This window comes from Nonomuraea sp. NPDC049684, from assembly GCF_044465345.1.
In the GTDB taxonomy this organism is placed as follows: domain Bacteria; phylum Actinomycetota; class Actinomycetes; order Streptosporangiales; family Streptosporangiaceae; genus Nonomuraea.
Genome location: NZ_JBITLO010000001.1, coordinates 829,134 through 843,279 on the forward strand (window position 1 = coordinate 829,134; position 14,146 = coordinate 843,279).

Sequence of the window (14,146 nt, forward strand, 5' to 3'; positions counted from 1 at the left end):
GAGCCAATTAGCGAAAGAAGAGATGAAAATATCCTTTTTGTCCCTCGCCGGGATGAGCGCCGTTCTGCTCGGCGTCCTGGCGACGGCCGTCATCCCCGCCTCCGCCGCCGAGGAGACCCTGCGCACCGTGGCGGCGGCCCGGAATCTGCGCATCGGCGCGGCCGTCAACGACCGCGCTTTGGAGACCGACAACGGCTACCGCGACAAGCTCAAGTACGAGTTCAACAGCGTGACCCCCGAGAACGCCATGAAGTGGGTCAACGTGGAGCCCCAACGCGGCGTGTACACCTGGGCCAAGGCGGACGCCATCGTCTCCTTCGCCCAGGAGAACAAGCAGACGGTCCGCGGTCACACCCTCGTCTGGCACGGCGGCCTGCCCACCTGGGTCAGCGACGGCTCGCTCAGCGACCAGGAACTGCGCGGCGCGCTCCAGCGGCACATCGAGACCACCGTCAAGCGTTACGCCGGCCGGGTGGCCGTGTGGGACGTCGTCAACGAGGTCCTCGCCGAGGACGGCACCCTCAGGCAGTCCATCTGGCTCAAGCGCCTGGGCCCCGGCTACATCGCCGACGCCTTCCGGTGGGCCAGGGCCGCCGACCCCGCCGCCAAGCTCTACATCAACGACTTCGGCGCCGAGTGGAGCACCCCCAAGCGGGACGGCCTCTACAAACTCGTACACGACCTGCGGACCCAGGGCGTGCCGATCGACGGCGTCGGCTTCCAGACCCACTCCATGATCCAGGACCCGATCCCCGGCACGCTGCCGCTGACGCAGCTCAAGAGCACTCTGCAGCTGTTCGCCACGCTCGGCGTCGACGTGGCCGTCACCGAGCTGGACGTCCGGCTCAAGCTGCCGGTGGACGCGGACAAGCTGGCCGCCCAGGGCGAGGTCTACCGCCGGGCCGCCACCGCGTGCCTGGCCGTCGCCCGCTGCGTGTCCCTGACCATGTGGAGCCTCACCGACAAGTACTCGTGGGTGCCGTCCGGGATCTCCGGCTGGGGTGCGGCCCACCCTCTGGACGAGAAGCTGGCCAAGAAGCCCGCCTACCTCCAGCTCCGGTCCGGGCTGACGGACCGGGACTTCACCTCGACCGCCGTCGCCGGCCACTCCGACAAGTGCCTGTCCTTCTCCGGCACGCAGGTCGTCCAGGCGGTGTGCGGCACGAACCAGCGGCTGCTGTTCCGCCGCACGGCGACGAAGACCTACCAGATCTCCGACCCGTCCGGAGAGCAGTGCCTCAAGGTCGGGATCCCGAGGGCGGGGATCCAGTACCCCCTGACCCGCGGCTCGTGCGCGCCCTTGCTCACCGACTACCAGTTCGAGCTGCGTCCGTCGGGGGACGGGCAGCAGATCGTGTCCGTCAGCAACTCCAGATGCGTCGCCGTCGAGGACCGGAGCACCACCGCGGGAGCCGTCCTCGAACTGGTGCCGTGCTCGGGCACCCCGGTCTGGGAGCTGCCCGACATGCCGGGACACCCGTAACAGCCGGAAAGAACCCGGTCGCCGGCGCCGGGCGGTCCGGTCCTCGCCACCGCCCGGCGGGCGCGCGTCGTCATCGCCCACCGCCTCAGCACGGTCAGGTACGCCGAGCTCCTCGCCGCCCAGGCCGGGTCCTCGCGGAGGTGGGCGGGGCCGTGAGCGCTTTTCGGCCCGTCGTCCCTCACCCGGGTTCGGGCTTGTGCTTCGATGTTGCTTTGTCAGTACATCGAAGGAGAGGTCACCGATGCCAGACCTTGACGACCCGGCCGCCACGTTCAGGGAGTTCGACCGCGACCGGGACGGTTACATCACCCGCGAGGAGTTCGCGCTCGCCATGACCGCCCGCGGCGAGGAGGTCACCGCGACCGAGCTCGACTCGATCTTCCACGTCTCGGACGAGCGCGACGGGGACGTGGACGGGCGCATCTCGCTGGCGGAGTTCCTGGTGGCCTGGAACAGGTGACGGCGCGCTCGCCCTGACCCGGCGGCCGGCGTCACCGGAGATGATCGGCCGCCCAGGTGCGGAACGTGCGAGGGGGACGTCCCAGCACCCGCTCGACGTCAGGGGTGAGCCGGGCGTTGCCGTCCCGCGCCACCAGCCGGGAGCCGTCGACCGCGACGTCGGCGAACCCGGCATCCATCCCCGCGGCGACGAGCTGCGCGCGGTAGACCTCCAGCGGCACGTCCACCGTCTCGACGGGCCGTCCGAGCGTCTCGCCCAGCGTCCTGGCCATGTCCGGGACGCTGAGCAGTTCGGGCCCGGTCAGCGTGAGAACGGACCCCACGTGCTCGTCGGACGTCAGCGCCCGCACCGCCACCTCCGCGACGTCCCGCGGATCGACGACCCCCTGCCGGCCCCGGCCCGTCGTGTTCGGCACCGGCCGCCCGAGCCGGACCTGCGCGGCCCACCTCAAGGCGTTGGAGGCGAAGCTGGACGGCCGCAACACCGTCCAGTCCAGCTCGCTCGCGCGCAACGCCTGCTCTCCGGCCCGATGCCAGTCCCCGACCCTGGCGCCGCCGTGCTCCTCTCCCGTGCCGATCGCCGAGAGCTTCACCACCTTCCGCACCCCCGCCGCCCGCGCCGCCCGGACCATCGCCTGGTCGTGCCGGGCGAGCCAGGGGCCCGGGGCACTGAGCAGGAACACGGCGCCGGCGCCGCGCGCCGCTCCGGCCAACGACCCCGGATCGTCGAAATCCCCCTGTACGACCTCCACCTCCGGCGGCATCGCGACCCTCGACGGTTCCCGCGTCATCGCCCGGACCCGCTCGCCCCGGCCCGCCAGCAGCCGGACCACCTCACCGCCGACCGTGCCCGTGGCACCCGTGACAACAATCATGCGGATCACTCTGCCGCCCCGCCCACCAGCCTTGATAGGAACTTTCGGCACACGTGCGCAGCCCGCGGCGCGGCTACCGTGGGGTCATGAGCATCGAGGTCCCGATGACCGTGCCGGACCGTCTGCGCCCGCTGGTCGAGGCGGTGAGCGCGCTGAGGGCGGAGGATCCCGCGGCGGGCGGGCGGCCGCCGCTGGTGCACCTCCCCGACCCCGGCACGTCCCTGATCTTCCGTACGTCCCGCGCCGGGCACGGCGACCTGCTCGTCATGGGCCCGCGCACCCGTGCCTCGTACCACGTCGGCAAGGACCTGCCGTTCTGCCTGCGGTTGCGGCTGCGTCCGGGGGCCACCCGGCCGTTGCTCGGCGTCCCGGTGAGCGAGGTCGTGGACCGGGTGATCCCCCTCGGGGAGCTGTGGGGCGCCTCCTGCGCGCCGCTGGTCGCCGCCCTGAGGCGCGCGGGCGGCGACCACGGCCTGGTGCTCCGGCATCTGGCGGCGGCGCTGCCCGCCAGGATCTCGGCGGACGGGACGAGACGCGAACTGGTCCAGGCCGCCGTCCGGGCGCTGCGCGGTCGTACGGGCGCACGGCGCGAACCGCTGCCCGCACTCGCCCGCCACCTCGCCGTCAGCGAACGTCACCTGCGCGGCCTGTTCGCCGACGCCGTCGGCCTGTCGCCCAAACGCTACGAACGCATCGAACGCGTCCGCAAAGCCCTCGCCCTCGGTCGCGCCGGCGGCCGCTGGGCCGACCTGGCCACGGACACCGGCTACTACGACCAGTCCCACATGACGGCCGAGTTCCGTACGTTGATGGGCGTCACACCGGCCGCCTACTTCCAGGGCCGCCTGCCCGCCCTCCAGCCCTGCTGACCCGCCGGCAGGTGTCCGAAGGCCCCCGCCTCACGTTCGGGACGGTTCAGAGCGGGCCGATGCTCAGGGCGAGCGGGCCGGAGACGCCGGTGAGCCCTTGCGCGGTGAGGCAGGCCTGGGGCTTCGTGCTGAACATGGTGAACGTGCCGGTCCACCGCGCCCCCTCGAACTCGCCGTCGACCACCACCCCCTTGATCAGCACGATGCTCTCCGCGCCGTTGAGCGAGACGGTGGAGGTGGAGGACAGCGTGCTGGTGTTGCCGTTGTTCCAGGTGATCATCCGGCTCCCGGTCCTCGTGCCGGAGGTGCAGGAGAACGTCCCCGTGGCGGAGAAGGCCGACGTGGCCTGGAAGATGCTGGGATCACTGCTGGAGGCGCACTCGATCAAGGGGGCCTTCCCGCTGACCGTCACCTCCCGGGGCTGGTCGGTGAGGCCGGGGCTGTAGGTCACCGTCTGGGACCCCGTGCACTTGGTGATCCCGATCGCGGCGCGCGCGCCGGTCGCGGCCGGGCCGAGCAAGGCGGCGACCATCGCGACGAGCAGCGCAAGGCCGCCGATCGCCCGCCCGGCGAACCGAGGCCCGCGCGAGGCGGACACGACCGGCCGGACGCTCGGGAGAACTCGCATGTCCCGGCCTGGAGACCTCACAGGCCGGCTACTTACCGTTAGCATGCACAAACATTACGTCAACATTCCGGTCCCGGACAGCGGCTCCAGAGAGGCAGGTCAGCCAGTGGTCACCCGCAGAGGATTCCTCGGCACCGCCACCGCAGCCGGTGCGACGACGCTGCTCGGGGGCGCCGTCCTGCCCGTCGCGCGTGCTGTCGCCGCTCCGCCGGACGCGGCCGGACAAGGGCCGGCCCGCGACGCGATCCGTGCGGTCAACGCCGGCACGCGGCGGAGCTACGCCGCGCTGAAGGCCGACCTCGCCAAGCACCTGAGCCCGGTCGTCGTCGTCCAGAACGACCATCGGGGTGGCCGGTACAGCCTCGTCTCGAACGGGCGGGCAGTGGAGTCGCTGCACCCGGTCGACGAGCTCTACGAGCTGGCGAAGTCGATCGCCCACCTCCCGCTGGGCATCTTCACCGCCATCGCCCCCTACCTGCCCAAGCAGGTCCCGGCGTTCCAGAGCGCCAGAATCGATCCGCACGACCTGGACATGGTCGCGTTCAAGGGTCCGGAGGACGGCTGGATCCAGCCGCTCAAGGACGTCGCCGCCACGATCGACACGGCCCGCCGGCACCTCGACGAGGCGAGACTTCCACCCGGCCTTCAGCAGTCGTGCGCGAACATTCTCGACAGATCACGCGAGTTCATCGTGGACGCCACCCGGAGCCGCTCCTTCGACCTGGACTCCTTCGAGGACTACTCGGGCAGCGTGTACCCGAACATCCGCACCAACATGTACTGGGCGTCCGAGGCGCAGATCGACGGCGTCACGGACGTCATGACCCGCTGGCGCGGGCAGCTCGGCGACAACGCCTGGAAGAACCTGTACGTCGTCGTCTTCACGATCTGGACCACGTCCTCCCTGAACCAGAACTCCGTCATCATCAAGCGCTTCATGGACCCGGCACGGGCCGGCACCCACCTGATCGACATCTCCACGGCCGAGCTGCCCTCCGAGCCGATCGCCGTCGCCCTGGACAACGTCGCCCGGATCGTGCAGGACAACGTCGCCGCAGAGATGATCTTCTGCACCGACACGAAGCTCGCCGACGCACTCAAGGGCCCGGACGAGCTTCTGTCCGGCGAGATCCTGCGACTGCTCGACCACCCGCCCGGCGTCCAGGATGCGGACCGCGCGGTCCGCCGCGGACCCCTTGGCGGGCCCTGACCCGGCCGCGCCCGCTCATCGGTCTCGACCTCGGCTCGCGCACGTCGGAGGATACAGCCGTGGCCGGCTGCGCCGACTCCGCCAGGACGGCTCCGGCAGCACGTCGGCCACGACCGGAGAACGCATCACCCATCGACCCCCTAGGAGCCCAGGAGTCCCTTCATGACCACCGTGATGCTGGTCCACGGCGCCTGGCACCGGCCGAGCACCTGGACGAGGCTCGAACCCGAGTTGCACGCCCTCGGCTACGCCACGCGCGCGCCCGCCCTCCCGAGCGCCGGCGAACGTCCCACCGCCGGCATGCACGACGACGCCGCCGTGCTGGCCGCGGAACTGGCCGCGGTCGGGGGCCCGATCGTGCTGCTGGCCCACTCCTACGGGGGCATCCCGGCGACCGAGGCCGCCGCCGGGGCGGGCAACGTCGAGCGGCTGATCTACCTGGCCGCGTACGTGCCGGACCGGGGACAGTCGTTGTGCACCCTCCACGGCCTGCCGGACCCCGACGACACGAGCGGCCTGTTCCCCCTCATCGACCAGCCGCGCACCTCGTTCTACGGCGACCTGCCGGACGCCGAGGCCGAGCGGGAGATGAGCCGCCTGGTCAACCAGAGCGCGCGGTCCTTCACGGAGAAGACCGGCGCGGCCGGCTGGCACGACATCCCCTCCACCTACGTCATCACCGAGCGGGACCGGGCACTCCCGCCCGTCCTGCAGGAGCGGATGGCAGCCCGAGCCGCCGAGATCCGCAGGCTGACCAGCGGCCACTGCCCGTTCCTGTCCCAGCCGGACCGCCTGGCCGCTCTCGTCGACGGCATCGTGCGGTCATCGCCCGGCTGAACCGCGGATCGCCCGATCTCCAGGCCGTGCGGATCACGACGCGTGCCCGGTGGGCAGCAGGACGGTCAGCAGCCAGCCGCCGTCCTCGTCCGGGCCGGCGGTGAGGGTGCCGCCGAGCGCGTGGGCGCGTTCGCGGACGCCGCGCAGCCCTTGCCCGGAGGAGGGCAGGCCGAGCGGGGCGGCGGGCGGGCGGCCGTTGCGCACCTCGACGGCCAGCCCGCCGGGGGCCGCGGTGAGGCTGACCCGCACCCGGGTGCCCGCCCCCGCGTGTTTGAGGACGTTGGTGAGCCCCTCCTGGACGATCCTGGCAGCCGCGGCGCGGGCCGGCAGAGGCGTCCGCGCCACTTCGGGGCCGAGGTCGAGCTCGACGAGCAGCCCCGCCGCGCTCATGCGCTCGGCCGACTGGCGGATCACGGCAGCCGGGTCGGCCGGCGGGCCGGGCTGCCTTCCGGGGTCGCGCAGCAGGTCGAGCAGGCCGTGGAGGTCTTCGAGCACCTGGTGGCCGGTGTCACGGATGTCGGTGAGCACCTGGCCGGAGGGCCCGCCGGGGTCGGCGTGGCGGGCGGCGCCGGCCCGCAGGACCATGGCGCCGACGTGGCGGGCGACGATGTCGTGCATCTCGCGGGCGATGCTCTCGCGCTCGGCCAGCTGGTCGGCGCGCACCTGGGCCAGCGCGCGCTGTCGCGACTCGCGCAGGCGCAGCCGTTCCGCCTGGCTCGCGGCCTGCCGGGCCCGCAGGTAGCGGCCGCTCGCCACGGGGGCCACGACGAGCGTCATCAGCGCCAGGACACGCATCGGCCGCCCCTCGGCGCCCAGCCCGGCGTCGGCCGGCGCGGCGGTGAAGGCGGCGACGACGAGAACGGCGACGAGGTAGACGACGATCGTCCAGAGCCGGGAGGCCACGCGCATGGCGAACACGCCCAGGGCGACGAGGACGAGCATGACGCAGGTGGCCGTCGCCTCCTCGAAGTACCGGCCGGCCAGCGGCATGAGGACGACCTGAAGGACGAACACCAGCCCCGGCAGCCGCCGCGCGACGCCCAGGGACAGGCCCGCGAGCACCACCACCGACGCGGTGACCCAGACCGGCCCCCCGGCGGTGTCCCAGCCCGTCCAGGTGTTCAGGACGGTCAGGGTGAGCCCGCCGCCGGCCAGCAGCACGTCTGGAGTGACGTCGCGCTCGGGCAGGCGTCCGGCCGGGCCGCGCAGGTAGACGCCGATCAGGACGGGCACCACGACGGCCGCGGCGCAGTACCACCAGGCGCCGGCCGTGACGGGGTGGCCGGGATCGGCCAGGTTGACCAGGGTGGCCGCGCCCACGACCAGGGCCGAGCAGGACACGGTGAGCGGCCGCGCCCTGTGCGCGACGACGCCGAGGGCCGCCAGGAGCAGGATCTGCACGGTGTTGACGGTGAACGCGCCGAGCTGGTCGGTGAGGACGAGCAGCCCCGCCAGGTAGCCGGCCACCGCCACCGGCCACCGCCGCAGGAACCCCATGGGAGCCCCGGCCAGCACGGAGAAGGCGCCGCAGATCACCACGGGCGCCGCCGCGGTCCCCCAGGTCTGCCACGTGGTCAGGACGTCGAAGCCGATGGCGGCCGTCACCAGCAGGACATCCAGCGCCTTGCCACGCCATCGCATGCGCCAACGGTATCCAGACAGCCCGGAGATCGATACTCCCGAACTACCGTCACGTCGACAGATTCGCCGCGCGGCGGATCAGCCTGATTTCGGTGCCACCTGAAGGAACGTCGAACATGAGGACGACGCGGCTGGCTGGGCCCGTACGACGGGCTGCGCCGACGCGCGGGCGGAGGTCACCTCCATCAGCGGTGCGCAGGGACGAGCGCAAGCGGATCGTCCCCCCTGCCGTCGGCCTGCTCGCCCTCACCTGCCTCGGCCTCTTCAGCGAGGACGACCGCCAGCGCCTGCTCTGGTGCACCCCAAGCGCCGGGAGCGACACCGCTCGCGCGCGGCCTGGGCGCGTGATGCCCTGTCGGACCTCTCGCATGCGGAACAGACGAGTTCACCGGGGCCGGCGGGATCAGTTGGCGCCGATGACGATGAACGGCGCCCACGTCCCGTGGTCGCGGTAGACCCGCGGGTGGGCGCGCCGGACCGCGGCCTTGGCGACGGCAAGCGCCTCGGCGGCCGGTCGGCCGCGCGCCAGTTCCTCGTAGAAGCGCCGCATCAGGCGCCGGGCCGGCGCGTCCTGAATGGGCCAGAGCGTGAGCACGACGTTCCGCGCCCCGGCGTACAGGAGGGCGCGGCTCAGCCCCACCATGCCCTCCGCGGCGCGCATCCGGCCCAGTCCGCTGTCGCAGGCGGAGCAGGTGACGACCTGGGCGCGCAGCCTGAGGTCGAAGATCTCGTGCATCTGCAGGACCTCGTCCAGGTTGTCGAAGTCCGCCAGTTCCTCAGGCGCCGGAGGTGACAGGACCAGTCCCGAGTAGAGCGGATTGACGTCATCCAGGACGCCGTGCGTGGCGAAGTGGACGAACCGGTACTCCGGCGCCTCCCGCCGGACCGCCGCTTCGGTCGCAGACGGCCCGAGACGCACCCGAGCGAGGTCGCCGAACACCTCGGCGATGGCACGCAGCTCGCGGCGGGTGCCGGGCAACCGGGAGAACGCCTCGTCCGTCCCCGGCCACAGCGGTTGCGCCGCCTCACCGCCCGGGTCCGGCAGCACGGGGTCGCCGAACCCGAGGAACATCTTGCCCGCCTGTGCGGGGGGCGTCCCGCGGAGCTGGCTCAGCACGGTGGCGGAAGGCGCGTACGACACCACGCTGTGGTCGGTCAGGTGGCCTCCGTCCGGATGCGGGAGCAGTTCGAACGGCAGGTAGGCCAGCCGGCCCTCGGGGACCACGATCATCCGTCGCCCCCGGCCCGCGCCGCCGGGCAGGAGCGGGCGCAGCACCAGCCGGGCGAGCTCCTCCTGCGCGTCTCTTTCGGCGTCGCCGCCCGGCTCACCGCGCCGGTACGCCGCCGTGGCCGTGTCCACCAGCTCCGCCAGACCGGCCGGGGAGACGGGCAGTTCCGCCATGTGGAAGCCGGTGCGAGTGACCGACCAGCCGAACACCATGTCGCCCGTCACCGCGTAGGCGAGCATGACCTCGCCGTCACCGAGCACGGCCTGCGCCTGCCCGAGGGTGAGCGGGTCGGGCGCACGTAGGTCGGCGTATCCGGGAAACACCTTCCGCAGGCGGGTCAGAACGCTCTCCAGCTCCTCCTCGACCCGCTGGATCTCGGCCTCGACGCCGTTCTCGCCGTGGTACGCGGACTGCTTGCGGAGCGCGGACAGCCGGTGCCGCAGCCGCCGGTCGTCGGCCACGAGAGCGTGCTGCTCGTCCGTGGCAGGCGTCAGATCGATCCCGCGCTCGGCGAGCAGGTCGCTCGTCGTCCGCGCGCGGACGCGCTCCGCCTGGTCGAAGGCGTCGGCGTGCTCGCCCCGCGCGTGCAGGACGGCCACCAGCTTGTGATAGGCGATGTGCCGCTCGGTCAGCGCCGGCTCACGGGCGCTCGGCGTCGTACCGGACCGGTTGCGCAGCGCCTCGCTGAGGTTCACGGCCTCTCTGAGGTTCTCGGCGGCGATGTCGAGGTCGCCGCGGGCCCTGGCGATCTCCCCGAGAAGCATGAGGTCGCCGGCCACCCGGTCCGAGCCGGGCACGCGGCGCCGGTCGATCTCCAGCGCCCGCTCCGCCAGTCGCCGGGCTTCGTCGTCCTCACCGCGCAGGTGCCGGACCCAGGCCAGGTTGGCGAGCGAGGCCGCCACCGCGGGCGAGTCCGGCAGCCGGTCCCGGTCGGCCTGGTAGGCCCGGGTGAGGTGGTCGAGCGCCTCGTCCAGGTCACCACGGGCGGCGTACACCCCGCCGATGTTGGTCAGGTCCGTCGCGTGCTCGCGGGATGCCGGCGCGGCGCGCTGATCGATGTCCAGAGCCGTCCGGTACGCGGAGAGCGCCGCGTCCGTCTCCCCCAGCGTCCGCAGGACGGAGCCGACGTTGCTGTGTGTGCTGGCGGTGGCCACCGCGACGGGAGCCAGGGCGTGCTGCAGGTCACGGGCCTGCTCGTAGTAGCTCAAGGCTCGCCGCAGGTCACCCATGTCGTGATAGACGGCGCCGAGATTGTTGAGCGCGACGGCGGTCCCGGTCGAGCGCTCGGCGAGATCGCGATGCAGCTTCAGAGCCTGCCGGTGCGCTTCGAGGGCATGGCCGAGGTCTCCGGACAACTGGTACGCCTGGCCCAGCGCGCCGAGCGCTCCGGCGTGCGTCGCGGAGCCGGGGGCCGAGGCCACCGCGATGTCCATCGCCCGCTGTACGCTCCGCTTCGCCGCGTCCGGATCGCCGTCCGCGAGCAGCACCCGCGACAGCGACACGTGCGCGTTCGCCGTCTGCAGTGACCCGGCGTCGACTGCCCGGCTGGTTTCCAGCGCAGCTTCGTAGAAGCGCCGCGCAGCCGCGTGATCGCCCTGGTCCAGGGTGACATGGCCGAGGTTGGCCAGGACCGTCGCTCCCGCGGCGGGACGGCGGGCGCGACGGCACAACTCCAGCGCCTCCCGGTAGGCGGCCAGCGCCTGATCGAGGTCACCGCGTACGTGATGCACCCCGCCGATGTTGTTCAGGCAGGTGGCGACGAAGGCGGGCGCGTCGTCCCCGGCGAGCCGCAGTGCCTCCTGGTAGCAGGACAGCGCCTGGTCGTACTCCCCCAAGGCGTCGTGCACGGAACCGAGGTTGTTCACGATGACCGCCGACTCGGCCGTCGGCCGCCCGCCGTCCTCGAAGATGGCGATGGCCCGCCGGTAGAGCGCGACGGCCGTCCGGTGCTCGCCGCGCGCGAACGCCAGACGGCCCAGATTGTTGAGCGCGTTGCCGGCCTCGGGCGTGCCGGGCGGGTCGTCCGTGCGCTCGCCCTCCGCCCGCAACGCCCTGGTGAACAGGTCCTCGGCCGCGTCCAGCTCGCCCTGATCCTGGCGGACGCGTCCCAGCCAGTTGAGGCAGGCGGCGATGCGGTCCGACCCCGGCGCGAGGGCCGTCCACAGCTCCAGGGCGCGGCCGAACTCGGCTGCGGCCGTGTCCAGGTCGCCGCCGAAGTAGGCGTCCTCGCCGGCCCGCACGGCCCTGTCGGCCGACCTCCGCTTGAAGATCACGACGACTCCGGCAGCAGAGGGGAGAGACCGTCGCCTATGACGGTCAGCCCGGCCCAGGTTCCCGGCGCCGGCGACGACCGCCGCCGGAGGTAGTCGAGCTGTGCCCGCTGGAGCGCCGCCGAGGGCGGGATGCCGGCCCGCAGGAGCTCGTAGAAGGTCCGCAGCAGCGTCGCGGTCGGCGTGCTGCCGATGTCCACGGTCCCGGCCAGGACCCACCGCGCGCCGGCCAGCAACGCTGCCGTCGGCAGGCCCAGGGGGTCGACCGCCGCCCGTACGGCCAGCCGGCCCGACCAGCATGATGCGGTGATGAACGCGTCGGGCAACCGGCAGCCCAGCAGTTGCGCCGCCGTCAGCAGGTCGTCGGGGCCGAGTTCGACGGCCTGCGCGAGGCCGGCGTGCGGCGACGGGCCGTCGTCCCCGGACCGTGGCTCCGCGCCGTGCGCGCTGAGCACGACCGCCGCGTAGCCGCTCGCGTCCGCGAGCCGGTCGCGCAGCTCCTGCTGCCCGGCCAGCTCGACCGGGCCCGGCATGGACCGCAACGCGTCCTTCTCCCGCCGCCAGCCGGGCAGGCCGTGATCGAGGAAGGCCAGCGTTCCCCGGCCGCGGCGGGGAGGACGCGCCCGTAACGCCGACCACAGGGCCAGCGACGGCACCACGGAGATCTGCGCCAGCTCGGCGAGGTACCGGCCGTCGATCATCAGGGCCGCCACGGGCACCGGCCCCAGGACGCTGCCCGTGGAGACGATCAGCGGCGGGTTCGCGCCCGCAGCCAGCGTCTCCGCCAGCTCGCCGGGGACGAGCGTCCGGCCGAGCTCGGCCAGCTCTGTCTCCTGCGGCTGCCAGGCGATCTCGTCCTGAGCCTGGTGGTAGGCGTCCAGGTGCCGCCGCACGCCCGTCGGCATGATCACCTCTTCGACGGCCCGGACCCCCTCGGACGTCACCCAGATGCGGTGGCAGAAGGTGTCGTCCTCCTCCAGGACGTCCACCAGCAGCGCGTGGCCGCCCTCCGGCAGGCTCGCGATCATCTCGTCGAGGTCGGCGCCGCCCTCGACGGTCTGCCGTAATTGGCGGGAGGTCTCGTCCTCCAGGCGCCGGTACAGCTCCCGAAGCCGGTCGGCGTCCTCGGGGCGGGCGTCCCGCGACCGGAGTTCCGCCCTCCTCAGCGTGATCTCCCCGATCAGCTCGCGCAGCGCGGGGGCGAACGTGGCTCCGGCGCGCACGAACGCCGCCAGCGCGTCCGACCGGGCCGCGGTCGCGACCTTCAGAGCGGTACGCCCGTCCCCCGCCCGCGCGGCGCAGTGCAGGGCCAGCCCGTACGTGTGCCGGTGGGACTCGTAGAAGGAGCGGCGCTCATCGGGCGCCCGCAGCCGCCGGCCGTGCTCCTCGTCCAGCTCGAATGCGGCCACGGCATGGCGGGTGGCCTCGTCCACCTGATCCGCGAGGATCAGTTCGGTGGCCAGATGGTAGTGGACGAGACCGGCTGCGCCCGGGTCGTCGCTCACCCGCAGGGCGGCGAGCGCCTCGCGGAACCGCATGATCGCGGTGGGGCGGTCCGCGCGCCCACGAGCGATGAGTCCGGCCTCAAGGGCGGCCTGCGACAGGCCGCGGGCGATGTTCTGGCCGCCGCCCATGGCGCTGTACATCTGGACGACGTCGTCGAGCAGCTCCTCCGCCGCGTCGAGGTCGCCTTCGAGGCGGGCCAGCTGAGCCAGGCCCAGGGTGGTGAGCACCTGGTTGCCCGCCTCACCACCCCCCAGGCGCAGCGACTGCGCGAATCTGCGGCGTACGCGAGCCGCCACCGCGGGGTCGTCGGCGACGTCGGTCATGTCGAGGTTCCCCATGCGGCGAGCCACCTGGGCGGCGCCGAAACGGCGACCGGCCCGCAGGTGGCCGGCGAAGGCGGCGGCGTAGTGCCGCCGCGCCTCCTCCCTCTTGCCGACCTCCGCCAGCACCGCGCCCAGTTCACGCTCCGCGTTCGCGGCTCCCACCCGGCGCCCGAGGCCGCGATATCCCTCCAAGGACTGGACGAGCAGATCGCGGGCGGTGTCGTAGTCGCGCGCCAGCCGTGCCGAGAGCGCCAGCTCGCCACGGCCCCCGGCGAGGAGAAGCTCGGCCGCCGGACCGGGCGGACACCGCTCGGCGGCGCGCAGGGCCTCCAGCAGGAACCCGCGGGCCTTGACGAAGTCGCCGTCGAGGTGGGCGGTCTTGGCCCTCTGCACCAGCGCGTACCCGACCTCCAGATCGTCGTTCCCCTTCCGGGCAACCTGCTCGGAACGTTCCAGCAGCCGGTCGGCAGCCAGGTAGTCGCCGTCATAGCGGGCCACGATCGCCGCCTCGCGCAGCGCCTCGCACAGGAGCTTGGGCTCCCCCAACCGCTCCGCGAGGGCGACGGCCTCGGCCAGCGCGGCGCGCGCCACGTCGTTGCGCTGGACGGCCCCCTGGTGCCAGCCCCACTCCAGCAGCACGCGGACGCGCCGGTCGGCGGGCAGCTCGTCCAGCCTCTCCAGCAGTGCTTTGAGCAGGGCCTCGGCTTCGGGCAACCGGTGCGCGTCGACCAGTGTGGTCACCTGCGCCAGCATGGCGTCCACCTGAACGAGGTCACGAACCATCGGCGTCTCCAGGGCATGGTGGTCTCAAGGGTT

Annotated in this window: 10 protein-coding genes; 5 read left to right on the forward strand and 5 right to left on the reverse strand. The window is 72.9% G+C overall.

All coding sequences use genetic code 11. The annotated features are described in order from the left end of the window. Window positions 1–52 precede the first annotated feature (52 nt). Complete coding sequence (locus tag ACIBST_RS03690; RefSeq protein ID WP_397168786.1) at window positions 53–1,483, forward strand: endo-1,4-beta-xylanase; 1,431 nt, start codon at window positions 53–55, stop codon at window positions 1,481–1,483. Between the two features lie 241 nt (window positions 1,484–1,724). Further along, complete coding sequence (locus tag ACIBST_RS03695) at window positions 1,725–1,943, forward strand: EF-hand domain-containing protein (RefSeq protein WP_397168788.1); 219 nt, start codon at window positions 1,725–1,727, stop codon at window positions 1,941–1,943. Window positions 1,944–1,974: 31 nt separating this feature from the next. Here the strand turns inward: ACIBST_RS03695 and ACIBST_RS03700 are convergent, their stop codons facing one another. After that, a complete protein-coding gene (locus tag ACIBST_RS03700; protein ID WP_397168790.1) occupies window positions 1,975–2,817 on the reverse strand; it encodes an NAD(P)H-binding protein in 843 nt (280 codons plus the stop codon). A gap of 86 nt (window positions 2,818–2,903) precedes the next feature. Between ACIBST_RS03700 and ACIBST_RS03705 the strand changes: the two genes are divergently transcribed. Continuing rightward, window positions 2,904–3,686 (forward strand): helix-turn-helix domain-containing protein, encoded by a 783-nt coding sequence (locus ACIBST_RS03705; protein ID WP_397168791.1) that lies wholly within the window; start codon window positions 2,904–2,906, stop codon window positions 3,684–3,686. A gap of 46 nt (window positions 3,687–3,732) precedes the next feature. On the opposite strand, the gene ACIBST_RS03710 is transcribed toward ACIBST_RS03705, so the two are convergent. Continuing rightward, complete coding sequence (locus ACIBST_RS03710; protein WP_397168793.1) at window positions 3,733–4,314, reverse strand: hypothetical protein; 582 nt, start codon at window positions 4,312–4,314, stop codon at window positions 3,733–3,735. A gap of 106 nt (window positions 4,315–4,420) precedes the next feature. Here ACIBST_RS03710 and ACIBST_RS03715 point away from each other — a divergent pair, with 106 nt between their 5' ends. Further along, window positions 4,421–5,524: a hypothetical protein gene (locus tag ACIBST_RS03715; RefSeq protein WP_397168795.1), complete on the forward strand. Its 1,104-nt coding sequence runs from the start codon at window positions 4,421–4,423 to the stop codon at window positions 5,522–5,524. 162 nt (window positions 5,525–5,686) lie between these two features. Further along, window positions 5,687–6,361: an alpha/beta hydrolase gene (locus ACIBST_RS03720; protein WP_397168797.1), complete on the forward strand. Its 675-nt coding sequence runs from the start codon at window positions 5,687–5,689 to the stop codon at window positions 6,359–6,361. 33 nt (window positions 6,362–6,394) lie between these two features. On the opposite strand, the gene ACIBST_RS03725 is transcribed toward ACIBST_RS03720, so the two are convergent. The 3 genes from ACIBST_RS03725 to ACIBST_RS03735 form a co-directional block, all read right to left on the reverse strand. Next, the gene (locus ACIBST_RS03725) at window positions 6,395–8,002 is read right to left on the reverse strand and encodes a sensor histidine kinase (protein ID WP_397168798.1); all 1,608 of its coding nucleotides are present in this window, start codon (window positions 8,000–8,002) and stop codon (window positions 6,395–6,397) included. A gap of 403 nt (window positions 8,003–8,405) precedes the next feature. Further along, entirely contained in the window at window positions 8,406–11,504 is a 3,099-nt protein-coding gene (locus ACIBST_RS03730; RefSeq protein ID WP_397168800.1) for a tetratricopeptide repeat protein, read from the reverse strand. Beyond that, a complete protein-coding gene (locus ACIBST_RS03735; protein WP_397168802.1) occupies window positions 11,501–14,113 on the reverse strand; it encodes a CHAT domain-containing protein in 2,613 nt (870 codons plus the stop codon). Before ACIBST_RS03735 ends, ACIBST_RS03730 begins: the two co-directional genes overlap by 4 nt. Window positions 14,114–14,146: the final 33 nt, after the last annotated feature.